22 protein-coding genes are annotated in these 25,809 nt (G+C 68.3%); 16 read left to right on the forward strand and 6 right to left on the reverse strand.

All coding sequences use genetic code 11. The annotated features are described in order from the left end of the window. Positions 1–212: 212 nt before the first annotated feature. Complete coding sequence (locus tag ACQPYH_RS18430) at positions 213–887, reverse strand: potassium channel family protein (RefSeq protein WP_130450480.1); 675 nt, start codon at positions 885–887, stop codon at positions 213–215. After that, positions 887–1,549, reverse strand: coding sequence for a potassium channel family protein (locus ACQPYH_RS18435; RefSeq protein WP_130450478.1), 663 nt, complete (start codon positions 1,547–1,549; stop codon positions 887–889). The genes ACQPYH_RS18430 and ACQPYH_RS18435 overlap by 1 nt, the downstream gene beginning before the upstream one ends. 94 nt (positions 1,550–1,643) lie before the next feature. Between ACQPYH_RS18435 and ACQPYH_RS18440 the strand changes: the two genes are divergently transcribed. From ACQPYH_RS18440 to ACQPYH_RS18475, 8 genes are all read left to right on the forward strand, one after another. Continuing rightward, a complete protein-coding gene (locus tag ACQPYH_RS18440) occupies positions 1,644–3,671 on the forward strand; it encodes an APC family permease (RefSeq protein WP_432892840.1) in 2,028 nt (675 codons plus the stop codon). Further along, on the forward strand, positions 3,668–4,867 hold the full coding sequence (locus ACQPYH_RS18445; RefSeq protein WP_432892842.1) for a class I SAM-dependent RNA methyltransferase: 1,200 nt from the start codon (positions 3,668–3,670) through the stop codon (positions 4,865–4,867). Before ACQPYH_RS18440 ends, ACQPYH_RS18445 begins: the two co-directional genes overlap by 4 nt. 35 nt (positions 4,868–4,902) lie before the next feature. Further along, positions 4,903–10,044, forward strand: coding sequence for a hypothetical protein (locus ACQPYH_RS18450; RefSeq protein WP_432892844.1), 5,142 nt, complete (start codon positions 4,903–4,905; stop codon positions 10,042–10,044). A gap of 10 nt (positions 10,045–10,054) precedes the next feature. Then, a complete protein-coding gene (locus ACQPYH_RS18455) occupies positions 10,055–10,984 on the forward strand; it encodes an LLM class F420-dependent oxidoreductase (protein WP_432892846.1) in 930 nt (309 codons plus the stop codon). A 147-nt stretch (positions 10,985–11,131) separates the two neighbouring features. Next, entirely contained in the window at positions 11,132–13,906 is a 2,775-nt protein-coding gene (gene acnA, locus ACQPYH_RS18460; RefSeq protein ID WP_432892848.1) for an aconitate hydratase AcnA, read from the forward strand. A 3-nt stretch (positions 13,907–13,909) separates the two neighbouring features. Continuing rightward, positions 13,910–14,140: a cold shock domain-containing protein gene (locus tag ACQPYH_RS18465; RefSeq protein WP_432892850.1), complete on the forward strand. Its 231-nt coding sequence runs from the start codon at positions 13,910–13,912 to the stop codon at positions 14,138–14,140. A 31-nt stretch (positions 14,141–14,171) separates the two neighbouring features. After that, on the forward strand, positions 14,172–14,729 hold the full coding sequence (locus ACQPYH_RS18470) for a HEAT repeat domain-containing protein (protein ID WP_432892852.1): 558 nt from the start codon (positions 14,172–14,174) through the stop codon (positions 14,727–14,729). Beyond that, positions 14,710–15,261: an N-acetyltransferase family protein gene (locus tag ACQPYH_RS18475; RefSeq protein ID WP_432892854.1), complete on the forward strand. Its 552-nt coding sequence runs from the start codon at positions 14,710–14,712 to the stop codon at positions 15,259–15,261. Before ACQPYH_RS18470 ends, ACQPYH_RS18475 begins: the two co-directional genes overlap by 20 nt. On the opposite strand, the gene ACQPYH_RS18480 is transcribed toward ACQPYH_RS18475, so the two are convergent. Together ACQPYH_RS18480 and ACQPYH_RS18485 are read right to left on the reverse strand one after the other, a co-directional pair. After that, on the reverse strand, positions 15,238–15,654 hold the full coding sequence (locus ACQPYH_RS18480) for an HIT family protein (RefSeq protein WP_432892856.1): 417 nt from the start codon (positions 15,652–15,654) through the stop codon (positions 15,238–15,240). The genes ACQPYH_RS18475 and ACQPYH_RS18480 overlap by 24 nt on opposite strands. A gap of 4 nt (positions 15,655–15,658) precedes the next feature. Further along, the gene (locus ACQPYH_RS18485) at positions 15,659–17,566 is read right to left on the reverse strand and encodes a Na+/H+ antiporter (protein WP_432892858.1); all 1,908 of its coding nucleotides are present in this window, start codon (positions 17,564–17,566) and stop codon (positions 15,659–15,661) included. A 67-nt stretch (positions 17,567–17,633) separates the two neighbouring features. Here ACQPYH_RS18485 and ACQPYH_RS18490 point away from each other — a divergent pair, with 67 nt between their 5' ends. Beyond that, a complete protein-coding gene (locus ACQPYH_RS18490) occupies positions 17,634–19,142 on the forward strand; it encodes a CocE/NonD family hydrolase (RefSeq protein WP_432892860.1) in 1,509 nt (502 codons plus the stop codon). A gap of 4 nt (positions 19,143–19,146) precedes the next feature. After that, on the forward strand, positions 19,147–19,785 hold the full coding sequence (locus ACQPYH_RS18495; RefSeq protein WP_432892862.1) for an alpha/beta hydrolase: 639 nt from the start codon (positions 19,147–19,149) through the stop codon (positions 19,783–19,785). On the opposite strand, the gene ACQPYH_RS18500 is transcribed toward ACQPYH_RS18495, so the two are convergent. After that, positions 19,782–20,135, reverse strand: coding sequence for a DUF402 domain-containing protein (locus tag ACQPYH_RS18500; RefSeq protein ID WP_432892864.1), 354 nt, complete (start codon positions 20,133–20,135; stop codon positions 19,782–19,784). The two genes, ACQPYH_RS18495 and ACQPYH_RS18500, sit on opposite strands and share 4 nt — an antisense overlap. Positions 20,136–20,463: 328 nt before the next feature. Here ACQPYH_RS18500 and ACQPYH_RS18505 point away from each other — a divergent pair, with 328 nt between their 5' ends. The 5 genes from ACQPYH_RS18505 (at position 20,464) to ACQPYH_RS18525 (ending at position 22,516) form a co-directional block, all read left to right on the forward strand. Continuing rightward, positions 20,464–20,868: a hypothetical protein gene (locus tag ACQPYH_RS18505; RefSeq protein ID WP_432892866.1), complete on the forward strand. Its 405-nt coding sequence runs from the start codon at positions 20,464–20,466 to the stop codon at positions 20,866–20,868. 65 nt (positions 20,869–20,933) lie between these two features. After that, complete coding sequence (locus ACQPYH_RS18510) at positions 20,934–21,161, forward strand: hypothetical protein (RefSeq protein WP_432892868.1); 228 nt, start codon at positions 20,934–20,936, stop codon at positions 21,159–21,161. Between the two features lie 232 nt (positions 21,162–21,393). Further along, positions 21,394–21,699, forward strand: a complete 306-nt coding sequence (locus tag ACQPYH_RS18515; RefSeq protein ID WP_432892870.1) for a hypothetical protein — start codon at positions 21,394–21,396, stop codon at positions 21,697–21,699. 127 nt (positions 21,700–21,826) lie between these two features. Beyond that, positions 21,827–22,279 carry a hypothetical protein gene (locus tag ACQPYH_RS18520; RefSeq protein ID WP_432892872.1) on the forward strand — a complete coding sequence of 151 codons (453 nt, stop codon included), beginning with the start codon at positions 21,827–21,829 and terminating at the stop codon, positions 22,277–22,279. Positions 22,280–22,378: 99 nt separating this feature from the next. Further along, positions 22,379–22,516 carry a hypothetical protein gene (locus ACQPYH_RS18525; RefSeq protein ID WP_432892874.1) on the forward strand — a complete coding sequence of 46 codons (138 nt, stop codon included), beginning with the start codon at positions 22,379–22,381 and terminating at the stop codon, positions 22,514–22,516. 706 nt (positions 22,517–23,222) lie between these two features. Here the strand turns inward: ACQPYH_RS18525 and ACQPYH_RS18530 are convergent. Beyond that, positions 23,223–23,723, reverse strand: coding sequence for a DUF402 domain-containing protein (locus ACQPYH_RS18530; RefSeq protein ID WP_432892876.1), 501 nt, complete (start codon positions 23,721–23,723; stop codon positions 23,223–23,225). Positions 23,724–23,903: 180 nt separating this feature from the next. On the opposite strand from ACQPYH_RS18530, the gene dxs reads away from it, so the two are divergent. Further along, positions 23,904–25,796 (forward strand): 1-deoxy-D-xylulose-5-phosphate synthase, encoded by a 1,893-nt coding sequence (dxs, locus tag ACQPYH_RS18535; protein ID WP_432892878.1) that lies wholly within the window; start codon positions 23,904–23,906, stop codon positions 25,794–25,796. Positions 25,797–25,809: the final 13 nt, after the last annotated feature.

Here is a 25,809-nt window from a genome sequence, read left to right on the forward strand (position 1 = left end):
GCGACTGCCTCTTGCCGCCTTCGGCGGGTTGCTCGTCTCGCGTCGATGCCGATCGGCGCCGTGCGGGCCGTATGCAGCTGGTCCTACGCGCCCAGCTCGCCCGCCAGGCGACGGCCGGAGCCCCACCGCCGTCCACCTGGAAGTAGTACGTGCCGCGCACACCGCCGAAGGCGGCAAAGGGCAGCCGCCGCGAAGCGGTGTCCTTTCCTTTGCTACTCCGACTTGCGGTGGTGGGGGGAGAGCATGTCTTCTAGCTGCTCTTCTGTCTCGTCGGCTGCTACGAACAACAGTTCGTCGTTGAGCTCTAGCGTGCCCTCCGGGTCCGGCCGTAGTACACGACCCTCGCGGAGGATGACGACCAGGGCGGTGTCGAGGGGCCAGTCGATGTCGCCGACGCGTTGGCCGATCATCGGGGAGTCTTCGGGCAGGGTGAGCTCGACCAGGTTTGCGTCGCCCTGGCGGAAGGTGAACAGGCGGACGAGGTCGCCGACCGACACCGCCTCCTCGACCAGTGCGGACATGATCCGCGGCGTCGACACCGAGACGTCCACACCCCAGGCCTCGTTGAACATCCACTCGTTGCGCGGATGGTTGACCCGGGCAACGGTTCGCGGTACGCCGAACTCCGTCTTCGCGAGCAGTGAGACGACCAGGTTGACCTTGTCGTCACCGGTGCTGGCGATCGCCACCTGGCAGCGCTGCAACGCCGCTTCCTCCAGTGAGGACAGCTCACACGCGTCCGCCAGCAGCCACTCGGCGCGCGGCACCGACTCGGCCTTGATCGCCCGCGGGTCCTTGTCGATCAGCAGCACCTCGTGGCCGTTCTCCAGCAGCTCGGCGGCGATCGAACGTCCGACGTTCCCGGCACCGGCGATGGCTACGCGCATCACAGCTCCTCAGGCTTCGTGCCGAGCTGGGACTCGATCGCTGCGGCATCCCGCTCCGGCATCACGACGTGGACCAGGTCACCCTCCTGGATGACCGTGTCGGGCCGGGGCAGCATCCCCTCGCCGAGCCGGGTCAGGAACGCGACCCGGGCGCCGGTGGCCTTCTCGATGTCGAACGCGAGCCGCCCGACCCACTCCGCGTGTACATGTACTTCGGCAAGCCGGATCGTGCCGGACGGGTCCCGCCACTCCGGCTCGGAACCCTCGGGCAGCAGCCGGCGCATCATCTGGTCGACCGTCCAGCGGACCGTGCCGACCGTGGGGATACCGAGCCGCTGGTACACCTCGGCGCGTCCGGGGTCGTAGATCCGGGCCACCACGTTGGAGATGCCGAAGTTCTCGCGGGCGACCCGCGCGGCCAGGATGTTCGAGTTGTCACCGTTGGAGACGGCCGCGAACGCCTCGGCGTCCTCGATCCCGGCCTCGATCAGCACCTCGCGGTCGAAGCCCATGCCGACGATGGTCCGGCCGGTGAAGTTCGGGCTGAGCCGCCGGAACGCGTCGGCCGTCTGGTCGATGATCGCGACCGTATGGCCGCGTCTCTCCAGGCCACGCGCGAGCATGGACCCGACGCGGCCGCAGCCCATGATGACGACGTGCACTGAGTGATCACTCCTTGCCCCACCTGGGGCCGCTGGCTCGGTTCGGCAGGGATAGACGCTACACCGGACCGGGGAGCCCTCTAACATCACCGGTGTGACTCCCGCTCTAGGTGACCTCGGCAAACGGCTGCTGCTCGGTCGCAAACTGCGCAGCACGCAGCTGGGTGAGACCCTGCTGCCGAAGCGCATCGCCCTCCCGGTGTTTGCGAGCGACGCGCTGTCGTCGGTCGCGTACGCCCCCGACGAGGTCTTCCTGACGCTGTCGATCGCCGGTCTGGCGGCGTACAGCTATTCCTGGAAGATCGGTCTGCTCGTCGCGTTCGTGATGCTCGTGGTGGTCGCGTCGTACCGGCAGAACGTGCACGCGTACCCGTCGGGCGGCGGTGACTACGAGGTCGCGACGGTGAACATCGGCCCGACGGCGGGGCTGACCGTGGCGAGTGCGCTGATGGTCGACTACGTGCTGACGGTGGCGGTGTCGATCTCGTCCGGCGTACAGAACGCGAAGTCGGCGCTGCCGTTCCTGGAGGGGCACGAGGTGCCGCTGGCGGTCGGCCTCGTGGTGCTGCTGACCGCGATGAACCTGCGCGGAGTCCGTGAGTCGGGTGGAGTGTTCGCGGTCCCGACGTACATCTTCATGTTCTCGATCATCGGGATGGCGATCTGGGGCCTGATCCGGCTTGCCTCCGGCAACCTGCCGATGGCGGAGAGCGCGAACTTCGAGGTTCGCGCCGAGTCCGGTCACGAGGTGTTCACCGGGCTGGCCGCGGTCTTCCTGCTGGCGCGGGCGTTCTCGTCCGGGTGTGCGGCGCTGACCGGTGTCGAGGCGATCAGCAACGGCGTACCGGCGTTCCGCAAGCCGAAGAGCAAGAACGCGGCGACCACGCTGCTGCTGCTCGGCACGATCGCGGTGACGATGCTGATGAGCATCCTGTTCCTGGCCAGCAAGATCCAGCTCCGGTACGCCGAGGATCCCGCGACGCAGCTGTACGAGAACGGGCAGCCGGTCGGCGACAGCTACACCCAGAAGACTGTGATCGGCCAGATCGGCGACTCGGTGTTCTCGAACTTCCAGCCGGCCTTCTACGTGGTGATCGGCGCGACCATGCTGATCCTCGTGCTGGCCGCGAACACCGCGTTCAACGGCTTCCCGGTACTCGCCTCGATCCTGGCCCGCGACGGCTACCTGCCGCGTCAGCTGCACACCCGCGGCGACCGGCTCGCCTACAGCAACGGGATCATCCTGCTGGCCCTGTGCGCGGCCGGGCTGATCATCGCGTTCGATGCCCAGGTGACCAAGCTGATCCAGCTGTACATCGTCGGGGTGTTCGTCAGCTTCACGCTCAGCCAGTTCGGCATGATCCGGCACTGGACCAGGCATCTGAAGTCCGAGACCGACGCGGTCAAACGGCGACAGATGATGCGGTCCCGGGTGATCAACGCGATCGGTCTGACGATGACCGGCGTCGTACTGATCATCGTCCTGCTGACCAAGTTCACGCACGGCGCCTACATCGCGATCATCGCGATGGCCGTCCTGTTCCTGCTGATGAAGGGCATCCGCCGCCACTACGAGACGGTGCGTCGGCAGATGTCTGCCGAAGGTGACGAGCCGCTGATGCTGCCGTCCCGGGTGCACTCGATCGTGCTGATCTCCAAGCTGCACAAGCCGACCCTGCGAGCGCTGGCGTTCGCCAAGGCGGCTCGCCCGTCCACGCTCGAGGCGGTCACCGTCGACGTCGACCGGGACGAGGCGGATGCGTTGCAGGCCGAATGGGAGGCGCGCGGCATCCCGATCCCGCTGAAGCGGCTGGCCTCGCCGTACCGCGAGATCACCCGCCCGATCCTGCAGTATGTGCAGGACATCCGGCGGCAGTCGCCGCGGGACGTGGTGATGGTCTACATCCCGGAGTACGTCGTCGGGCACTGGTGGGAACACATCCTGCACAACCAGAGCGCACTCCGGCTCAAGGGGCGGCTCTTGTTCACACCTGGTGTGATGGTTACGTCGGTTCCTTATCAGTTGCTCTCCTCGCAGGGGGCCGAGGAGCGGCAGGATCGGGTAGAACGGGTCGCCGGCCAGGTACGGCGCGGGGCCCGCAAGGCGTCAGGAGATCGGTGACAGACGAGAACAGTCTGGTTGGGGCGGTAGTCGAGCTGGAGGTAGGGCCAGTCGCGCACGGGGGACACTGCGTCGCCCGGCACGAGGGACAGGTTGTGTTCGTCCGGCACGCGCTGCCGGGAGAGCTGGTGCACGCCCGGATCACCGAGCAGACCGCGAAGTACTTGCGCGCGGATGCGGTGTCTGTACTGACGCCGTCCCCGCAGCGGATCGAGCCGCCGTGCCCGTACGCCGGTCCGGGGCTCTGCGGCGGGTGTGACTTCCAGCACGCGAACATCGTCGAGCAGCGCCGGCTGAAGGCGACCGTGGTGTCGGACACGCTCCGGCGGATCGGCGGGATCGAGCGGACCATCGTGATGGAGTCGCCCGGCGACGACGGTCTGGGCTGGCGGACGCGGATGCGGTACGCCGTCGTGGACGAGCGGCCCGGGATGTACGCGCACCGCTCGCACGACCTGGTGCCGATCGACCGCTGCCTGATCGCCCATCCGGGGACTCCGGACGTGCTGTCGTCGCGGTGGCCCGGCGTGTCGTCCGTACAGGCATTGGTGTCGTCGGAGGGCAAGACCGCCGTACAGACCGACCGGGATCCTGGTGAGCGGCTGGTCGAGGTCGTGCGGGAGCGGCGCTTCCTGGTGGAGGCCGGCGGGTTCTGGCAGGTCCACCCCGCGGCGCCGGAGACGCTGCTGGACGCCGTACTCAGCGGACTGGAGCCAGCTGCGGGGGAGACCGCGCTGGACTTGTACTCCGGTGTGGGGCTATTCGCAGCGTTCCTGGCCGAGGCTGGCTGTGCGGTGCTGGCGATCGAGGGTGACAAGGACGCAGTCCGGAACGCCCGACGGAACCTGCACGACCTGAAGGACGTGACGCTGGAGAACGGCGACGTCGACCGAGTGCTGAACGCGGCGGCCGGGCAGGGGCTGGAGCACGTGGACCTCGTCGTACTCGATCCACCGCGGACAGGCGCCGGCAAGGACGTCGTACGGCGGGTTGCGGCGCTCGGGCCGCGGCGTGTCGCGTATGTGGCGTGCGATCCGGCGGCGCTGGCGCGGGACCTGAAGACGTTCGGACGGCTCGGCTACGGGATCGCGTCGCTGCGGGCCTTCGATCTGTTCGGGATGACCCACCACATCGAGTGCGTGGCCATCCTCGAGCCTGTGGATAGTGAACTGGTGAGTGGGGGAACCCTCGGGTAGCGTCTGGGGCTGGATTCCAATGCGCTGGAGACCTGATGCCGCTCGTTGACCTGGACGACCCTGAGGAGTTGCGGTCCCGCTGGACCGCTCTCGCAGCGGTCGCCCATGCCACGGGCTTCGACCGCCGGTGGTATGCCGACGCCGACGGATACCACCACCAGGACGAGACCGCCTCCGTGCTGCGGCTGACCCGGCTGGGCGACGGTCGGGTCGTGCTGTGGGGCTTCCACACGCAGCACAGCGCGACCGCCGGCGCCGATCTGCTGGCCGGGTCCCCGGACTGGATCGGTCAGCCCGAGGTGCGGAAGCGGCAGACGGCAGGCGAGCTCGGGTTCGTGTACGGCGCGTTCAACGGGACGTGGGCGCGCGCGTCGTACCCGGGCGATCCGTGGCAGCCGGTCGACGACGGGTTCCAGCCGATCGGTGGCTGGATCACCTCGGACGAGGCCGCCGCCGACGAGATGATCGAGTGGGTCGCGGAGTGGGCCGACTACCTCGACGGGCTCGACGAACTGCGTCCGTATGGCGTCGAGCTGATCCGCACGGCGCTGAGCTCGAGGATCACCGAGGAGGCGCTGGGGAGGTTCTTCTCGCACTTCCGGATCGACCCGCGCTCCCCGGTGCAGCCGGAGATCGCGGCGGGGGTCGCAGCGGCAGAGGACTTCACCCGAAACTTTGCAGTACCGGCAAGTTTCGCCGACGACCCTGACACAGCCGAGGTGTCGGTCGTTGAAGATCTCGTGATTGGAAGTCCCGACAGCCGGCCACCGTCCTCGCAGCCCGAGGACGAAGAGTCGTACGTCGTCCCACCCGGCATCAGCCCCTTCACCGGCCAACCCATCGACGCCCCACCTGCCGCCCATCCGCCGGCCGTCCACCCGCCGGCCGCCTACGAGGCGGGCTGGCCAGAGCCGGCGGTGCCTGGAGCCACCGGCCACGAGGCCGGCGCACGTGATGCCAGCGGACGTGATGCGAGCGGACGCGGGACTGGCGGGTATGGGGCCGCGGCAGGCGGACCTGACGGCCAGGAGACCGATGGGCGCGGGATCTCGGCGTACGGAGGCCCCGCCTACGATGCTGCCAGCCACGAGGCCGCGGCGTACGGACAGGCCGTCCACGATGCCGACGGGCGTGGGACTGGCGGGCACGATGACTACGGGGTCACCGGGAAGAAGCAGGGCTGGCTCCGCCGCCGCAAACACGACACCGGCTCCACCCCCGCCGTACAACCCGAGCCGCACCAGCCCTCCGCCGGCCCAGGCCCAGGCACGTACCTGCCCCACGACGTCCAGACCCCCGGCCTCCCCACCCCGACGTACAACCCGACCCTCCCGTCGGCCGAGCCCCCACGCGTAGGCGGCGGCCAGTACGAAGGCGACGACTTCTACAACAGCCTCTTCGCCGACGCCCCCGCCGCCGCGGCTCCGTCACCCGACGAGCAGGACTGGGAAACCGCCGAACAACCCGACTGGTCCAACCAAGAAGCCACCAGCGAATACAACCCCTTCGCCGACGACACCGCCGAAAACAACCCCGCCTGGACCGGCCCCGCCTGGATCAACGGCAAATGGGTAGAAAACCCACCCCCCCACCGCACCCCCCACCCCGCCCACCCCGGCGCCCACCCGGGCTCGACCCACCCCGGCGTACCAGCCCACCTCGGCACACCCGCCGAGCCAGGCCAACCCGGCGCCCAGCCCGGCAGACCCGGCGAGCCAGGCCAACTCGGCGCCCAGCCCGGCCCGACCCACCCCGGCGCACCAGCCCACCCCGCCACACCCGCCGAGCCAGGCCAACCCGGCGAGCTCGGCCTGACTGCCCACAGCGGCCCGCAGGCCGGTGGAATCGCAGGCCGCGGCGATAACGCCTACCCCGAGCATCCTGGTCACCCCAGCGCACCCGCCCAGCCCGATCAGACCGCCCACTCCGGCGCGACCGCCCACTTCGGAGCGCCTGGACAGCCTCTTCAGCTGTCCCAGCCCGGTGCTGCGGACCAGCCCCAGGCCCAACAGCCAACCGCGCCACCAGCGGCCGCCTCGCCAGCGAACTCCCCGGTCGCCCCAGCCTCACACCCAGACGCCGTACCAGCCGACTCGCCTTTCGCTCGGAACGCCCCCGATGCAGCCCCATCCGATTCACCGTTCGCCCCCAACGCCTCGGCAGAGTCAGCCGCGCCCGACTCGCCCTTCGCGCAGTCGCAGGCCGCAGGCAGTCCCTCATCCGCTGACCTGCAAGACGACGACGCCCCCACCGCCGAGATCGCCGCAGTCCTCGACCCACCCCCCGCAGCCGAGCAAGACCTCGCCTCCTTCACCGGCCCCTCGCCATTCGCCCCACTCACCCCCACCGAGCCCCAGCAGCCGGCCGCGGAGTACCCATCAGTCGAGCCCTCACCCGACAACCGTTCGACCACCCAGCAAGCCGCCCACCCCACGCCGTACTACGAAACCCCCACCCCGCCCCCGCCGTACGACGCAACCCCCGGTGACCCGCTCAACACCACCGCCCACCAGCGAAACCAGCCCCACCCGACCGATCACCGCGCGGCCGATCCCGCTGCGCCCGATCGTGCCACCGCCGACCGCGCCCCGAACGCGCCGTCCGCCGACCTCGCCCCGCACGAGCTGTCCGCCGACCTCGCCCCGCACGAGCTGTCCGCCGACCTCGACGCGGACGACCAGACCGCCGAGATCCCAGCGGTAGTCGAGGAGCCCTCAGCCGCACAAGCATCCGACGTACTCCCACCATCCGCAGACGCGCGCGCGCCCAGCTCGCCCGAAGCCCTCGACCATCACTCGGCTGATGCACGCGAGCACGGCTCGGCGGACTCCCGCGTACACGGCTCGGCACAAGCACTGGACCACAGCGCGGCCGAGCTCCGCGAGCACGACCTGGCTGATGGACGTGGACACGGCTCGGCAGATGGACGCGTGGAGGACTCGGCGGACCCGCGCGCACACGGCTCGGCACAAGCACTGGACCACGGCTCGGCACAAGCAGGCGAGTACGACGCGGCTGACGCACGTGGACACAGCTCGTCAGATGCACGCGCGCAGGACTCGGCGCGGACCGAGGGCGAGTCGATGCGAGCGCAGGACGACCGAGCACGAGCTGGATCAGCGCTCGATCGGCCGGGTGGGCGGTACGACGCGTTCGAGGTGGACGACGACGAGGACGAGATCTACGGCCGGTCCGCGGCGACTCGCGACGTCCGGAGCCGTGCAGTTGAGGCGGACGGCGAGTCGCGGGCGGCTGAGGCAGATGTGCAGTCTCGGGCGGCTGAGGGTGGTGCTGAGGCTGGGTGGGGCGAGGCTAAGGCTCAAGTAGATCCTCAGCCCTGGCCTCAACCGCAGCCGCGCCCAGAGCCCTGGCCCCAGCCAGAGCCGCACCCCGCTCCATGGCCTGAGCCGAACCCGCCCCACCCCGAGCCGGCACCGCGCCCGGGCCCCGGTCCGTACCCGGGTCCGAGCCCCGAGCCGACGCCAGGTCCCACGCCGCATCCCGAGCCGTTCCCAGGCCCGGGACCGCGCCCTGAGCCGTTCCCTGGGCCGGAGCCGACGCCTAATCCGGATCCGTTCCCGGGGCCGGAGCCTTTGCCGGAGCCGTTCCCTGATCCGGAGCCGCAGCCGGATCCTGAACCGCAGCCTGAGCCGTTCCCCGAGCCTGAGCCCGAACCTGCGCCCGAGCCGCTCCCGGAACCAGAACCTCAGCCGCAACCAGACCCAGAACCCGAGCCACTCCCGAACCCGGAGCAGGCTCCTCGGCCGGCCTCGCGGCCGGGAGCCGAGCCCCATCCGCTGGAGCGGCAGCCTGCCGCGAGCGCGAACGGGCTGTCCGATCCTGAGTCGGGGACCTGGCCTGGTTCCGATTCCGATTCCGAGCAATCGCAGGTGGCTCGGCTCGACGGCGGATGGGATATGTACGCCGACAGTTCGGCGCGCACCCCGCAGGCCACCGAACCTGCGCCGCGCGACCGTGCCGCGCCGTCGTCCGAGAGTGCTGGGCCGAGGGATGCCTCGACCGCGGGTGCTTCAGCTGGATCCGCATCGGCGGAGTGGGCTGGTGGCGCGGGCGATGGACGAGCTGACTTTGTTGGGGATCCTGAGGATGACTGGCCGACCGGGGTTATGCCGGTTGTTGATGACGATGCGCCTACGGGGGAGATGCAGGCGGTTGGGTTCGACGAGCTGCCTGCTTCGGCGGAGGACGAAGCGGCCGCGTGGTCGGGTGAGCGTGACGAGTGGGGTCGAGAACCCGACACCACGAACGGCGCGGATCGGGCGTACGACGCGAATGGCGCGGATCGGGCGTACGACGCGAACGGGGCGGAGCGGACGAACGGTGCGGCTCGGTCGGGTGCGGATCAGGTAAGCGATCCCGCTTGGGCGGATGCGGCTGACTGGGAGACGCACAGCGAGGAGCAGGGCGAGGGGACGGCTGCCGCCGCGTGGTCGGGCGGAGCGGACGGCGCGAATGGTGCGGGCGGGCTGAACGGCGTCGGCCGCGCGAATGGCGCGGGGCGGGCGCACGACGGGGACCAACGGGCTCGCGGGGACTACGGCGACCGCGGGGATCAGCCGGGCCACGGCGAGCACCAGGGCCACGGGGATCGCGGCGAGGTGGATGCGGCTGCGGTTGTGGCTCGGATGTCTATTCCTGGGTTGGGGTTGGTTGGTGGGGATGGGCCTCGGATTGCGGTGGTGCCGGGGTCTATTGAGGAGGCTATGCGGGCGGAGGCGGAGCGGCCTCGGCCTCGGCCCGACGAGTCGGATGCGGTGTTGGCGTTGCGGGCCTGGTGTCGGGCTCGGACGGCGATTGTGCCGTCGGGGTTCACGATTCAGGTGCAGGTGCTCGACCCGGCGGCCCCGTCGTACCGGTTCGATCTCGAGCCGCCCGACGTGGACGACGCGGAGTACGCCGCGGACAAGCTCAGCGGACTGCTCGGCGACCTGTGGCTGACCGAGCAGCGCAGTGCGCAGGGTGGTTGGCTGTTCGCGCGGATCGATGCCGCCGGCCGCACGCTTCGGATCGACCGGTGGTACGACCAAGTGCCCGACTGGTGGGACAACCCGATCGAGCCGCGTCTCGACGTGAACGGGCTCGTACGCCGCCTGTACAGCCGCGGCCCGGAGTGGCAGCCGTCGTACCTGGAGAAGCTGTACACCAGCGCAAGATAGCGTTGGCGCCATGCTTCTCAGGATCTTCACCGAACCGCAGCAAGGCGCCTCGTACGACGACCTCCTGGCGGTCGCCCGCAAGACCGAGGAGAACGGGTTCGACGCGTTCTTCCGCTCGGACCACTACCTCGCCATGGGCGATCGCGACGGCCTTCCGGGGCCGACCGACTCCTGGATCACGCTCGCCGGCCTGGCCCGTGAGACCAGCACGATCAAGCTCGGCACGCTCGTCAGCTCCGCGACGTTCCGCAACCCCGGCGTACTCGCGATCTCGGTCGCGCAGGTCGACCAGATGAGCGGCGGCCGGGCCGAGCTCGGCCTCGGCGCCGGCTGGTTCGAGGGCGAGCACAAGGCGTACGGCCTGACGTTCCCCGACACCCGCACGCGCTTCGAACTCCTCGCCGAGCAGCTCGAGCTGATCACCGGCCTCTGGGACACGCCCGTCGGCGAGAAGTACGCGTTCCAAGGCAACCACTACCAGCTCGAGGACTCCCCGGCGCTGCCGAAGCCGGTCCAGCAGCCGCACCCGCCGATCATCATCGGCGGCAGCGGCAAGAAGAAGACGCCGGCCCTGGCCGCGAAGTACGCCGCTGAGTTCAACGCGAACTTCTGCTCGGTCGAAGCCGCCGGCGAGCTGTACAAGCGCGTCCAGGCTGCCTGCGAGGAGATCGGCCGCGACCCGAAGACGCTCATCCTGTCGACCGCGCACACCGTCGTGGTCGGCAAGGACGACGCCGAGGTGAAGCAGCGCGCCGACACGATCGGCCGCGATGTCGACGACTTGAAGGCGAACAGCATCGCCGGTACGCCGGCCGAGGTCGTCGATCGGCTGGGTCAGTTCGCCGCGGCCGGCTCGCAGCGCCAGTACGTCCAGATCATGGACCTCAAGGACCTCGACCACCTCGACCTGATCGCGGCCGAAGTTCTTCCACAGGTCTGAGAAGGCCTCACGAAGTTGGCTCGATGTCGTGTATCTTGATGTCGAGAGAGTTTGCGGCGCGAGGTTAGGGCAACCTGACCTCGCGGCCGCGAATCGTGCTCGGCAGGATGAGTACAGCGGACACGGACTGGACAGAGGAGCGGGTTGATGGCGAGCGTCGACAGCTTCGGTGCCAAGGGGGCACTCGAGGTCAACGGGCAGTCGTACGAGATCTTCAGGTTGGCGGGTATCGAGGGTGCGGACACGCTGCCGTACTCCTTGAAGGTCCTGCTGGAGAACCTGCTGCGCACCGAGGACGGCGCGAACATCACCGCCGGGCACATCAGCAAGCTCGGCAACTGGGACCAGAACGCGGCCCCGGACACCGAGATCCAGTTCACGCCGGCCCGCGTGATCATGCAGGACTTCACCGGCGTCCCGTGCATCGTCGACCTGGCCACCATGCGCGAGGCGGTCGAGGAACTAGGCGGTGATCCTGCCAAGATCAACCCGCTCGCCCCGGCCGAGCTGGTCATCGACCACTCGGTCATCACCGACGTCTTCGGTCGGCCGGACGCGTTCGAGCGCAACGTCGAGTTCGAGTACCAGCGCAACGGCGAGCGCTACCAGTTCCTCCGCTGGGGCCAGACCGCGTTCGACGACTTCAAGGTCGTCCCGCCGGGCACCGGCATCGTGCACCAGGTGAACATCGAGCACCTCGCGCGGACCGTGATGGTCCGCGACGGTGTCGCGTACCCGGACACCTGCGTCGGCACCGACAGCCACACCACGATGGTCAACGGTCTAGGCGTGCTCGGCTGGGGCGTCGGCGGGATCGAGGCCGAGGCGGCCATGCTCGGCCAGCCCGTGTCGATGCTGATCCCCAAGGTCGTCGGCTTCAAGCTGACCGGCTCCGTGCCGGCCGGCGCGACCGCGACCGACGTGGTGCTCACGATCACCCAGCAGCTGCGCAAGCACGGCGTGGTCGGCAAGTTCGTCGAGTTCTACGGCGAGGGTGTCGCGGCCGTGCCGCTGGCGAACCGGGCCACGATCGGCAACATGAGCCCGGAGTTCGGCTCGACCTGCGCGATCTTCCCGATCGACGACGTGACGCTGGACTACTTGCGGCTGACCGGCCGCAGCGACCAGGACGTCGCGCTGGTCGAGGCGTATGCCAAGGAGCAGGGCCTGTGGCACGACCTGTCCGTCGAGCCGCGCTTCTCCGAGTACCTCGAGCTCGACCTGTCGACCGTCGTACCGTCGATCGCCGGCCCGAAGCGGCCGCAGGACCGGGTCTCGTTGAGCGAGGCGAAGGAGGCCTTCCGCGGGGCGCTGACCGACTACGCCACCGAAGAGGTGGACGTTGACCCGTCGGAGACGGGCAGCTTCCCGGCCAGTGACGCGCCGAACGGCCATGGCAGCGTGAACGACGAACCGCACGTGCCACACGGCGGCCCGGGCCGTCCGTCGAAGAAGACCCTGGTCACGATGGACGGCGCCGAGGTCGAGCTCGACCACGGCCACGTCGTGATCGCGAGCATCACCTCCTGCACCAACACGTCGAACCCGTCGGTCATGCTGGCTGCCGCGCTGCTCGCGAAGAACGCGGTCGACAAGGGCCTGGCGTCGAAGCCCTGGGTCAAGACGTCGCTCGCGCCGGGGTCGAAGGTCGTCACCGACTACTACGAGAAGGCCGGCGTCACGCCGTACCTGGAGAAGCTCGGCTTCCACCTCGTCGGCTACGGCTGTACGACGTGCATCGGCAACTCCGGCCCGCTGCCCGAGCCGATCTCGGCCGGGGTCCAGGAGGCCGACCTCGCCGTCGTGTCGGTGCTGTCCGGCAACCGGAACTTCGAGGGCCGGATCAACCCGGACGTGAAGATGAACTACCTGGCGAGCCCGCCGCTGGTGATCGCGTACGCGCTCGCCGGCACGATGGACTTCGACTTCGAGACCGATGCTCTGGGCAAGGACCAGGACGGGAACGACGTGTTCCTGCGCGACATCTGGCCGGCCGCGGACGAGGTCGAGCGGACGATCGCGAGCTCGATCAACAAGGAGATGTTCGCCAAGGACTACGCCGACGTGTTCGCCGGCGACGAGCGCTGGCAGTCGCTGCCGACGCCCGAGGGCAAGACGTTCGCGTGGGACGGCGAGTCGACGTACGTGCGGAAGCCTCCGTACTTCGACGGTATGGCGAAGGACCCGTCGCCGGTCACCGATATCGCCGGTGCCCGCGTGCTGGCCAAGCTGGGCGACTCGGTCACCACCGACCACATCTCCCCGGCCGGCTCGATCAAGGCCGACAGCCCGGCGGGTAAGTACCTGGCCGAGCACGGGGTCGACCGCAAGGACTTCAACTCGTACGGTTCCCGTCGCGGCAACCACGAGGTGATGATCCGCGGCACGTTCGCGAACATCCGGCTGCGCAACCAGATCGCGCCCGGCACCGAGGGCGGCTTCACCCGCGACTTCACCAAGTCCGACGCGCCCGTGACGAGCATCTACGAGGCGTCCGAGGCGTACGCCGAGTCCGGGACGCCGCTGGTGATCCTGGCCGGCAAGGAGTACGGCTCGGGCTCGTCGCGTGACTGGGCCGCCAAGGGTACGGCGCTGCTCGGCGCGAAGGCCGTCATCACCGAGTCCTTCGAGCGCATCCACCGGTCGAACCTGATCGGTATGGGTGTTCTGCCGCTGCAGTACCCGGAGGGCGAGACCGCGGAGTCACTCGGCCTGACCGGCGAGGAGACCTTCGACATCAGCGGCGTGACCGCGCTGAACGACGGTGACATCCCGCGCACGGTGCACGTGACCGTGACCGGCACGGACGGGTCGAAGAAGGAGTTCGACGCGGTCGTCCGGATCGACACCCCCGGTGAGGCCGACTACTACCGCAACGGCGGCATCCTGCAGTACGTGCTGCGTTCACTGATCGCGAGCTGACGGGTGCAGCGTCGTACCGGAGAGGATGACGGTGTCGTCCGCTTCTGGCACGACGACGAGGGCTGGGGCGTCGTTGACTGCCTCAGCACTCCCGGCGGTTGCTGGACCCACTTCTCGGTGATCGAGGCCGAGGGGTTCCGCTCGCTGCCGCCTGGCGGATCGGTGCGCGTCCGCTGGGAGTCACCCGGCCAAGACGGCTACGACTATCGCGCCGAGTGGGCCAAGCAGCACTAGAACTGTCGGCGGCGCGCGGTTTACTGACTTTATGAGTGAGAGGGAGTCACCGCGTGACGTGGTCCGCGCGGCGTGTGCGGAGTACGGCGAGGACGTGGTGATCGACTGGTGCGTCGCGTTCCTCAGCGGGGAGATCCCGGGCGAGGCGGCGTACGGCGCTGAGTTGCCGAAGCTGGTTGCGATCACCGGGTCGGACAATCCCGGCGGGTGGCAGGCTCCGGTTGATCCGGTCAACTACTACTGGATCCGGGTCTGGGCGGCCCGGGTGTTCCTGTATGTGTGGCGCGAGGACGTGGTTGACACGTTGCTGATCGCGGCGGGCGATTCGGCGTGGCGGGTTCGTGAGCACGTTGCGCGGATCACGGCGCAGCGGGAGCTCGGTCAGCTCGTCGATGCATTGCTGCCGATGCTCGAGCATGAGCTGCCGCGGGTTCGTGCGGCCGCCGTTCGTGCGGTTGGCGCCGCAGGCGAGTACGAGCATGCCGAGGCGATCCGGCCGCTGGCCGACGACCCCGATCAAACAGTTCGCGTCGCCGTCGAGCGCGCACTCGAGAAGCTGGAGTCCCGCCTTGACCGACCCGTCCGCTGACCACACCAACCATTCCGTCGCTCGGATCTCTGCGCGTCGGGCGACACCGGCCGACGGTGCGTCGGTTGGCGAGGTTCACGCTGCCTCGTGGGCGGCGGCGTACGCGCCCCTGTTCCCGGCGGAGGTCGCCCGCGAGGGGATCGAGAGCCGGCTGACCCGCTGGCATGCGCGGATCGCGGAAGGCAACGGGCTGATCATGCTCGCTTTCGTCAATGACCGACCGCTGGCGATCTCCTGGTCAGAGCCGTCCGAGACCCGCGCCGGGTTCGCAGAGATTCACAGCTTCTACACGCACCCCGACGGCTGGGGGAGCGGAGTATCGGCAGCGCTCATGACCAGCACCCTGCAGGAGTTGCGCGCCGACGGCTTCGAACGCGTTCACCTATGGACCTTGCGCGACACCCCACAGTCACGCCGCTTCTACACGAAGGTCGGCTTCACCGAGACCGGCGCCACCCAGAGCCGCGACTTCGGCGACGGCAACCCACTGCCGCAAGTGGAGTACGAGCTAGTCGGCGAGCGCGGCGCGTAGCTTCCCGGCGTACTCCGAAGCCTCGGTCTCGTCGGCGTATTTCGTGCGCGGCCAGAAGAACCCACGGAGCCCGTCGCCCTTGGTTCGCGGTACGACGTGGACGTGCAGGTGCGGCACCGACTGCGACACAACGTTGTTGACGGCAACGAACGAGCCCTGCGCGCCGAACGCCGTACGGACGGCGTCCGCGACCGATCGGGCCGCGCCGAAGAGCGGGACTATCACCTCGTCGGTCATCTCGACCATCGTCGGCACATGCGCGCGCGGCACGATCAGCGTGTGGCCCTTGAACACCGGCCGGATGTCGAGGAACCCGACCACGTCCGGGGTGTCCAGCACGATCTGCGCCGGCGTCGTACCGGCAATGATGGAACAGAAGAGACAGTCCGCCATGCCGTCAACCTAGCTTCTCGTCGGCGAAACACCACCGCCACGTCTCGCCCGGCTCGAAGCTGCGCATCACCGGATGCTTGTCCTCGTCGTAGTGCTTGCTGGCGTGCTTCATCTCCGACGAGTCGCAGCACCCGACGTGGCCGCAGCCCAGGCACAGCCGCAGGTGCACCCAGGACGTGCCGTCGGCCAGGCACTCCTCGCAGCCGTCCGGCGTGTTCGGCGCGACCACGAGCGGCGCCTGCGAGAGGTGCTCGCACTCGCCGCCCGGCAGCATCTTCGGCCGCAGATCCTCCGAGCGCCCGCCGACGTCGTCGTCCTCGTCGCGGTCCAGGATCGATTCCTCGATGTCGAGCGCGTTCTGCGCCCGCTGCAGCACCTCGTCGGCAACCAGGCCGGCGTCGCGGACCTTCAGGATGTGGGTACGTTCCGCCTCGAGCATCGCGATCCGCAACCGTCGGTACGCCTCGCTCGGCGTCTCGTATTCGGTCTCCGGCCGCCCGAGCCGCTCCCAGGCGGCCTGTGCGCGCGCCTCTCCCCGCTGCCGCAGTACGTCGAGCACGGCAGGCGGATCCGTCGGCGACGAGATCTCGTCGAGCTTCTCGATCGCGGCGCGGTGCGCTCCCTGCAGTACGGCGGCCTCCTGCAACGCGTCCTCGGCCGGATCCGGTCCGGGCAGGCGCAACCGCCGTACCAGCCAGGGCAGGGTCGATCCCTGAACGAGCAGCGTGCCGGCGGTCACGGTCAGGGCGATGAACACGAGTACTTCGCGATGCGGCGTGTTCTCGGGCAGCGTGAAGACCGCCGCCAGCGTGACCACGCCCCGCATCCCGGCCCAACACACAACGATCATGGCTCGCCGTGAAACGGGTCCGGGGCGCGACGGACCGAGCACTCGCCGCGAGAACAGCGTGGTCGGAATGATCCAGATCGGCCGCAGCAGGACCACCGCGAGGAAGACCGCGATCGTGGACGTCGCGATCAGCCACGCCGGCAGCGGGCTGTTGCCGAGAGCGTCGAGGATCCACCGGGTCTGCAGGCCGATCAGCAGGAAGACCGTGTTCTCCAGCAGGAACTGGAACGTCCGCCAGTTGGTCCGCTCCGACATCCGCGACTTCGCCGACTGGATGATCGGCGACTTGTGCCCGAGGAGCAGCCCGGTGACGACGACGGCCAGTACGCCGGAGGCGTGCACGTAATGGTTCTCGGCCGCGATGTAGGCGATGAACGGCGCGGTCAGGCTGAGGGTCGTGTCGAGGACCGGATCGGTGAACCGGCGGCGGATCTTCGCGAGCACGAACGCGACCACCAGGCCGATGAGCACACCGCCGCCGGCCGCGCGCAGGAAATCCAGGCTGACGTGCAGGACGGTCGGGGCGACGACGGCGGCCGCGATCGCCGTACGCAGACAGACGAGCGCGGTCGCGTCGTTCATCAGGCTCTCGCCCTCGAGGATCGTCACGATCCGGCGGGGGAGGCCGACGCGTTTGGCGATCGCGGTCGCGGCCACCGCATCGGGCGGCGCGACGACGGCGCCGATCGCGAACGCGGCCCAGAACGGCAGCGGCTGCTGACCGATCGACTCCGCGACCGAGCCGAGCAACCACCAGGCGACCAGACCGACGCCGAGTGCGGTGAAGGCGACGAGGCCGACGGACAGCAGGCCGATCGACCGCCGGTGCTTGGTGAAGTCGACCAGGCTGGTCTTGATCGCGGCCGAGTAGAGCAGCGGCGGCAGGAATCCGACCAGGACGACTTCGGGCGAGAGTTCGATCCGGGGGATGAACGGCAGGTACGACACGGCGATCCCGATGACCACCAGCAGCAGGGGAGCCGAGACCCCGATTCGTCGCGCCAGCGCGGCACCGGCCGCGACGACGGCGACGAGGGCCACGACCTCGATCGCGATATGCACGCGCACAGTGTCGCAGTGCACGCCGGATTCCTCTAACGTGTGAGCAGTCGATCACCGGGAGTCACTGATGCGTCGTCCTGTGCTTGCTCTGGCGGGTGTGATTGTTCTGCTGTTGTCGCCCGTGGTCCCAGCGGCCGCCGACAGCACGGTGGTCAACGGATGTGTGGCATCGGTGCCAGAGCCTGGTACGACGACGCCGGTGCGGATCTGCTACTCGCTCTTCAAACCGGCGACGGCCTCGGCGCAGCACACCGTGCCGTTGATCTTCCACAGTCACGGGTGGGGCGGGAGCCGTACGACAGACCCCGCGGCGTTCAAGGACTGGCTCGACGCGGGCTTCGGCGTACTGAGCTTCGACCAGCGGAGCTTCGGCGAGAGTACGGGCGTCGCGCACGTGATGAACCCGGACTTCGAGGGTCGCGATGTCGTGAAGCTTGTCGATCTGGTTGCCGGCCTCGACTGGGTGACGAAGCAACGGCCCGGCGATCCGTTGATCGGCGCGATCGGCGGGTCGTACGGCGGCGGATACCAGTTCGCCGGTGCGTTCACCGAGCTGCGCGACAGCGGGCGCACCCGGTTCGACGCGCTCGCTCCGGAGGTCACCTGGTGGGATCTCAAGCAGAGCCTCGCGCCGCAGGAAGCCGCTCGGACCATGTGGCTGTCGGTCCTGTTCGCGGGTGGTGGCACGCATCTTCCGCCTGCGGTGTCGGCCGCATTTGTTGCGTTGATTGCGACCGGCGCGTGGCCGGCGGGGAAGGCCGGCCGCGATCTTGATGCGTTCTTCGCGCACAACGGACCGGCTTGGCAGGTGCAGCAGGGGCGCAAGCTCGATATCCCGGTCCTGTTCGGTCAGGGCATCTCCGACAACCTCTTCAATCTCAATCAAGGTCTCGCGAACTTCGACCGCGCGCTCACGGCTCGGGCACGGGCGCGCTCGATCTTCGTCGGGTACAACGGCGGTCACACGCTGCCCAGCGTCGTACCGCCGGGCTTCGCGACCGCCGGCGATCCGTGCTCGATCGCTCTCGGATCGCCGAACTTCGCCGGTCTGTCGATCCGGTTCATGCAACTGCAGTTGCTGCACCAGTCGTCCGGTCTGACCGGGTTCGGTGTTTATCACCTGTCGACCGCGGGCGGTCGTTGCCTCACGCAACAGAACCCGACGCCGAACAAGAGCTATCGCCTCGGCAAGATCGTTGCCCCGACCGGCGTTGGTCTGCCCGTCAATCTGCCGATCGCCCACGGCCCGCTCACGATCGCGGGTACGCCGACGCTGTCCGGTGATGTCTATACGGTGATCCCGCAGTCCGCGGCGTACTTCGCCTTGAGCGTCGGCAAGAGCCCGTTGACCGCGAAAGTCGTGCAGAACAACACGATGCCGCTGCACGAGAAGCACCCGGCCCGCGGCGTACGGCGCACGATCGAGCTGCCGGCGATCGCGGTCGACGTACCAGCGGGTGAGAACTTGTATCTCACCGTCGCGCCGATCGCCGACATGTACGCCGGGCAGCGCGGACCGTTGCCGGGAGTGATGATGCTGAAGAACGGGACGTTGACCCTGCACTCGGTACGGTGAGGGGATGCCAGTAGTCACCGAGACGTTCGAGTACGGCGGCGGTCGGCAAGTCACGGCGTACGTCCCGGCGGCGACACCCGAGGCCGTGGTGTTCGCGGGCGACGGTCAACTGATCTCGCAGTGGGGCGAGTTCCTCAACGCGGCGGACGACGTACCGCCGACGCTGCTCGTCGCGACGCATCGCCTGGACGACGAGATGGAGCGGCTCCACGAGTACTCGCCCGGGTTCGAGCTGGAGCGGTTCGCGGCGCACGAGAAGTTCTTCGTCGAGGATGTCCGCTCGTGGGTGTACTCGCGCTTCGACGTGGCGCTGCCCGTGGCACGTACGGCGGTGTTCGGCGTCTCGGCGAGTGCCGAACTCGCGCTCGCGATCGGGCTTCGCCACCCCGACATCTACGGCGCGATCTTCTGCGCGTCGCCCGGCGGCGGATACCAACCACCCGGCGATATGGGGAGCACGCTGCCACGCGCGTACTTCGTCGGCGGTACGGAGGAGGAATGGTTCCTCGAGAACGCGGCCCGCTGGGCGGACGCGCTCCGCGACGCCAAGGCAGACGTCGTACTGACCGAACGCGCCGGCTCCCACGGCGACGACTTCTGGCGCCGGGAACTCCCGCTGATGGCGGCCTGGGCCTTCGCCTAACGAACCTTGTCGAGGTACGTCTTGTAGACGGTGAGGAACGGCTCGTCGGTCGACACCGCCTGCACCAGCCAGTCGCAGGTCTCCCGCGCGGTCGCGATCACGTTGGCTGGATACCCGTACTGCACCTGATGCTCCGCGAACTCGTCCTCGTCGTCGATGAACACGTTCCCGTCGCGGCGCTTGATGACATCCAGATCGAGATCGATCATCGTCACGACATCATCGGAGAACTCCACCGGCGTGGTGATATCGGCATAAATCTCCGTGTACCGCGGCTCATCGTTGAAGATCGCCGTAAACCACCTGTCCCGCGGAAACAGTTGCACATGAGCCTGCTCCTGCGTAACCACCGGCTCATCCCCCCGCTGCGACACAGACCCAGCCGGAGCCCCCAACCAAACCCCGTACTCATCCTCCCCCAACAACCGCATCCACTGATGCCAATGCAACTTCTCATCAAACTTCCGATACACCACCCTGACATCACGCATACCCGCCAACCTATCGGCCCAAAGGTGCGCCGCCTCCTGATCCTGCCGTACGCTGCGCCGTCGGTCGCCTCGGCCGACCTGACACTCGAATCCGGTGAGTCTGAGTGAGGCGCTTTCAGTGACCAACGTCTTGGAACCAGATCAGTGGTTTCGCGCCGGTGGTGCCCGACGGCGTGAGTTGCCTGGCTTGACTGCCTCAGCGGTCGAGGAGGCGATCGGCGCGTTGCCGTCTGAGTATGGTCCGTATCTTCTCGTCGTACACGAGTTGATCCCGACCGGTCAGCGGTACGAATCGCGGTCGTCGATCGTGAAGGCGGGCGAGTTGTGCGGCTTGGTGGATCGCGGCATCTGGCAGTACTTCATCGTGAGCACGACGCTGTCGGCAGCGCTCCTCGATCGGCTGCCCGACGCGGATCTTGCAACCTTCGCGGTAAACGGCGCCATCAACCTGCAGATTGGCCGCTCTGTCGCGGACGCGCCATCGCTCGGTATGTCGCCAAGGGTGTTGACTCTCCAAGGCGAGGTCAAAGAACACCTGGAGTACGCCACGGTCTTCGATGCAGCCGTACGCCGAATGCGGCGTGGCGTTTGATCCGGCCGACGTTTGCCCTGGATCCTCGACCAGGGCAAGCCAAGGTCTCTGACTGTGGGAGTTCAATGACGACCGTCGACTCGATCGGTGCCGTGATCGCTCTGCTGGTTCTCAAGGGTGCCCAGCAGAGCGACTTCCTCGGGTGCGGCGAGCGCGAGATTGCTCAGATCCGCGTTGCCCAAGCGGTCGCCGTGCTTCCGCCGGTGTATGAGGAGTTCCTGAAGGTGATGGGCCGTGGCGCCGGGAAGTTCCAAGCAGGCACCGACATCTCTATCCGCATCCGGTCGAACTGAAGAACGCTGCGCGTGATCTACTCCACGAGAACAGCGTCGAGGATTTCCTGGATCACGCCGACGTTGTGTTCTCCATGCACCAGGGTTATCAATTCACCTGGCTGTCACGGGACGATCCTCGGGTGCACATGTACTCCGAGGGACACCTCGGCGTGAGGCGTGAGTGGGCCAATCCGCCAGCATTCCTTGCAGCTGCGATCTAGCGCCTGAGACTCGGTAGCGGAGGTGGTTCATGAGGATCGAGGTCCGGAATCGGGTCACGATGTCGCTGGACCTGGTGGTGGCGGAGGTTGCGCCGAGCCGGGGTGGGAGGCGGGCCTGGATGATGATTCGGCCGTCGGAGGACGGGCGGATCATGCTGGTGGAGTTCGAGCATGATGCGGCGCTCGACACGGACTCGTGGCCGGCGCCGGACGACATCGTGGATCGTCGGCGGATGGACTTCGACACGCTTGATGAGGTGATCGAGCATCTGTCAGGCCGGGGTGTCGAGACCGACCGGTTCGATGCGCCGTGGAAGGTGGACTATCCGCTCTGACTGCTCGGGAGGGCGGGGTATGGCTGAGGCTGAATGGTCTGGCGGGATAGTCGGCTTGGCGTCGGGTGCACTTGGTGCACTTGTTGGCCAACGCTTGAGGCGGGTCGGGTACAGGGGGCAGAGCGACATGCCGACGGCGCGGGTCCACAACGTCGATCAGGCCGTGGTTGTGTCGACAGACTCGATGACGCTGGTTCTCGAATGGTGTCTGCGGGGGTACGACGAGATGCTTCGGGTTGTGGCGCCTGAGGATGCTGCGACTGCAGGCATTGATGCCGAGGATGTGTCGGGCTTGGAGCCATGGGCGTCTGTGCTGGGTTCACCGGTGGTGGGATTCGGAGTTGCGACGCAATTGTCTGAGTCGGGGAGGACCGTGCTCTGGTCGCTTCGGATGGACTTCGGCAAAGCCGGCGGTGTCGTCGTGGCGTTAGGAGAACTGCGGGGCGCGGCGCCCGAGTATCAACCCGACAACCTGGTGGTGATCTCCGACCCGGACATCGCGCAGGCCCACCAGGTGCTGGATGCGCCAGAGTCTGCCTGGGGGCGAGCTCTTCATCTTCAGGGTGGGGTTGAGCGGTGATCGGGTTGGTTGAGCATCTTGAGCGGCAACTCGGACCGATACAGGGGTGGCTTACTTCCCGATGAGGTCGCGACGTGCGACAGCCCCGATGGGCCGATCGTGATCGCCTGGCTGGTGCCGATCTTCCGGAGCGAGGCACGGTACGTCGTGTCGCGGGGCTGGGAGGCGTCCGAGGATCGGTTGGTCGAGCAGGACCCGGAGCTGACCGATTTCGCACGTCTGCCTATGGCTTTGTGACTCGCGAGTACTGAGTCGACTGGTTCTGCAGGTTCATGCAACTTTGCTGTGGGGAGTGGACTGGTCGCGTTATGCGACCGAGGATGTTGTGGTGCCGGACTAACCGACACGCGTGATCGGCCCTTGTCGGCTCAGGGGGGCTCCTAGCCGACGGGGGCCGGTTGCTGTGTTCACGGCCGTTCGCGAAGAGTGGGCGCTGAGCGAGCACCTGGTCTAACTGCATCCCGCCGCGTCCTCGCCTCCTGCCACGCGCGTCCTGCCCGTCCCGTCTCCGCCGCGCGCCTCCGGCCGCCTCACGGCGGCTGGCCGGCAGAGCGGTGCAGACGCCTTGGCGGTCAGCGGAGGATGCGGTCCGGCTGACGCGTCCCGAGTGCCCGCCGGGGCGGTCGGTCGCGCGGTAGCGCGCACGGGTCCGGGCGATAGCCCGTGGGTCCGGCGATAGCCGGAAAGGATGCACCGGCGATAGCCGGGGGGTGGGTGGGGCGGCGCGGAGGACGGCGACGGAGGAGTCGCCCGTAGCACCGCGAGGGGCCGTCAGTCGGCGCGGTAGCGCGCACGGGTGCGGGCGGTAGCCCGCGGGTCCGGCGGTAGCCGGAAGGTCCCGGCGATAGGCGGAAGGGATGCTCCGGGCGATGAGCTCGGGGGTGGGTGGGGCGGCGCGGAGGGCGGCGACGAAGGAGTCGCGCGTAGCACCGCGGGGGCTGTCTTACATTCCCCGGATTAGTTCCAGGTAGGGCTTGTACGCCGTGGTGAAGGGTTCTGTGGTGGTGATGGTGGCGGCTAGGTGGTCGCAGGTTGCTTGGGCGGTGGCTACTACCTGGGGTGGGTAGTTGTAGTGGACCTGGTGGGCGTGGAACTCGTCCTCGTCCATCACCTTCACCGTGCCGTCGCGGAGCAGGCGGATGTCGAGGTCCAGGTCGACCAGTGTCACCGAGTCGACGCCGAATTCGGCCGGCATGGTGATGTCGCAGTAGATGGCTGTCTGGTGGGGCTCGTCGTTGAAGAGGGCGCTCCACCATTGGCCGCGGGGGAAGAGCCGGACGCGGTGGTGGTCGATGGTTTTCCAGCTGCCGTCGGCGCGTTGGCCCTGGGTGCCGGGGAGGGAGCCGACCCACAGGCCGTGTTCGTCCTCGCCGAGGCGGATCGCCTCGACCAGCCGATGCGGCTGCCCGTCGTACTTCCGGAACAGGGTCCTCACCAGGTCCATACCGATGACTCTAAGTGAGACGCCCACCACGTCGAACCAGCGACTCCCGGGAAGCGTCTTGGAGTGTGAGATTGCCCAACATCTGCCCGAGCCAGGCTCAGCGGCCCCTTACCGAGTTCGGATTCCGGGCGACGCGAGCATAGACTCAAGCATTCGAGAAAGACCTGCGGGAGGAGCTCGATGCGCGTGCTGGAGACGGTAGGAGGTCCGGCGGACCTCAAGAAGCTGACTGATCAGCAGCTCACCGATCTCGCGGCGGAGATCCGGGACGTGCTGGTTGAGACCGTGTCCCGGACCGGGGGTCACCTCGGCCCGAACCTGGGGATGGTCGAGATCACCCTGGCGATGCACCGCGTCTTCGACTCGCCCCACGACCGCCTGCTCTTCGACGTCGGCCACCAGGCGTATGTGCACAAGCTGGTCACCGGCCGCGCCCCGCGCTTCGACACGCTCCGTCAGCAGGACGGTCTGTCCGGCTACCCCAGCCACGCCGAGTCCGAGCACGACGTCATCGAGAACAGCCACGCCTCCACCGCCCTCTCGTACGCCGACGGCCTGGCCAAGGCGTACCGGCTGACCAAGGAGGACCGCCACGTCGTCGCACTGATCGGCGACGGCGGTCTGACCGGCGGCATGGCCTGGGAGGCGCTGAACAACATCGCCGCCGGCAAGGACCTCAAGCTGGTCATCATCGTCAACGACAACGGCCGCTCGTACAGCGACACCGTCGGCGGCCTCGCGACGCACCTGACCACGCTCCGCACCAACCCGCGGTACGAGAAGGTCCTCGACCTGATCAAGAAGAACCTCGGCCGTACGCCGTACGTCGGCCCGCCGATGTACGAGGTGCTGCACGGGATCAAGAAGGGCCTGAAGGACATGCTGGCCCCGCAGGGCATGTTCGAGGACCTCGGCCTGAAGTACGTCGGACCCGTGGCGGGCCACGATCGTGAGGCGATGGAGGACGCGCTCCGCAGCGCGAAGGCGTTCGGCGGACCGGTGATCGTGCACGCGGTGACCAAGAAGGGCTTCGGCTACGCGGCCGCCGAGCAGGACGAGGAGGACAACTTCCACCAGATCCGCCCGGCCAACAAGCCGCGCGGCTGGACGGACGTGTTCTCCGACGAGCTGATCAAGATCGGCCACCGCCGCCCGGACGTGGTCGCGGTCACGGCGGCGATGCTGCATCCGACCGGTCTGGCCCGGTTCGCCGACGAGTTCCCGGACCGGACGTTCGACGTCGGCATCGCGGAGCAGCATGCGGTCACCAGCGCGGCCGGTCTCGCGATGGGCGGCCTGCACCCGGTCGTCGCGATCTACGCCACGTTCCTCAACCGCGCCTTCGACCAGGTCCTGATGGACGTCGCGCTGCACAAGTGCGGCGTCACGTTCGCGCTCGACCGCGCCGGCGTCACCGGTGACGACGGCCCGAGCCACAACGGCATGTGGGACATGTCGATCCTCCAGGTCGTCCCCGGCCTCCGGCTGGCCGCGCCGCGCGACGGCAAGCGGGTCCAGGAGCTCCTCAACGAGGCAGTCGAGGTGGACGACGCCCCGACCGTACTGCGGTACTCGAAGGGCGAGGTGTGCCCGGACATCGAGGCGATCGACCGCATCGGTCAGCTCGACGTGCTCAAGCGGACCGGTAACGACGTACTGCTCGTCGGCATCGGTGCGATGGCGGCGACCGCGCTGGACGTCGCGGACCGTCTCGAGGCGCACGGCTTCGGTGTCACGGTGGTCGACCCGCGCTGGGTGAAGCCGGTCGCTCCCGAGCTGGTCGAGCTGGCGGAGGACTTCAAGCTGGTCGCCACGATCGAGGACAACGGCCGGGCCGGCGGTTGCGGCTCGATGATCGCGCAGGCGGTCCGTGACGCCGGCATCGGGACCCCGGTCCGCGACTTCGGTATCCCGCAGGAGTTCCTCCGGCACGCCAAGCGTCCCGCCGTACTGCAGGAGATCGGGCTGACCGGGCAGGAGCTGGCCCGCGAGATCACCGAGCTGCTGTCGGAGCACCACGGCGACGCCCTCAATGCGCCCGACCCGGCGGGCGACCGTCCGGGCAACGCCTAGGCACCTCACCGGC

The sequence above is a fragment of the Kribbella sp. CA-245084 genome, from assembly GCF_050942355.1.
GTDB lineage: Bacteria > Actinomycetota > Actinomycetes > Propionibacteriales > Kribbellaceae > Kribbella.

Coding starts and splice junctions, on each gene's coding strand:
- ACQPYH_RS18430 (WP_130450480.1), bottom strand. CDS start 887: ATGCGCGTAGCCATCGCCGGTGCCGGGAACGTCGGACGTTCGATCGCC.
- ACQPYH_RS18450 (WP_432892844.1), top strand. CDS start 4,903: ATGCCGCTCGTTGACCTGGACGACCCTGAGGAGTTGCGGTCCCGCTGG.
- ACQPYH_RS18455 (WP_432892846.1), top strand. CDS start 10,055: ATGCTTCTCAGGATCTTCACCGAACCGCAGCAAGGCGCCTCGTACGAC.
- acnA (WP_432892848.1), top strand. CDS start 11,132: ATGGCGAGCGTCGACAGCTTCGGTGCCAAGGGGGCACTCGAGGTCAAC.
- ACQPYH_RS18470 (WP_432892852.1), top strand. CDS start 14,172: ATGAGTGAGAGGGAGTCACCGCGTGACGTGGTCCGCGCGGCGTGTGCG.
- ACQPYH_RS18480 (WP_432892856.1), bottom strand. CDS start 15,654: ATGGCGGACTGTCTCTTCTGTTCCATCATTGCCGGTACGACGCCGGCG.
- ACQPYH_RS18490 (WP_432892860.1), top strand. CDS start 17,634: ATGCGTCGTCCTGTGCTTGCTCTGGCGGGTGTGATTGTTCTGCTGTTG.
- ACQPYH_RS18495 (WP_432892862.1), top strand. CDS start 19,147: ATGCCAGTAGTCACCGAGACGTTCGAGTACGGCGGCGGTCGGCAAGTC.
- ACQPYH_RS18510 (WP_432892868.1), top strand. CDS start 20,934: ATGACGACCGTCGACTCGATCGGTGCCGTGATCGCTCTGCTGGTTCTC.
- ACQPYH_RS18515 (WP_432892870.1), top strand. CDS start 21,394: ATGAGGATCGAGGTCCGGAATCGGGTCACGATGTCGCTGGACCTGGTG.
- ACQPYH_RS18520 (WP_432892872.1), top strand. CDS start 21,827: ATGCCGACGGCGCGGGTCCACAACGTCGATCAGGCCGTGGTTGTGTCG.
- ACQPYH_RS18530 (WP_432892876.1), bottom strand. CDS start 23,723: ATGGACCTGGTGAGGACCCTGTTCCGGAAGTACGACGGGCAGCCGCAT.
- dxs (WP_432892878.1), top strand. CDS start 23,904: ATGCGCGTGCTGGAGACGGTAGGAGGTCCGGCGGACCTCAAGAAGCTG.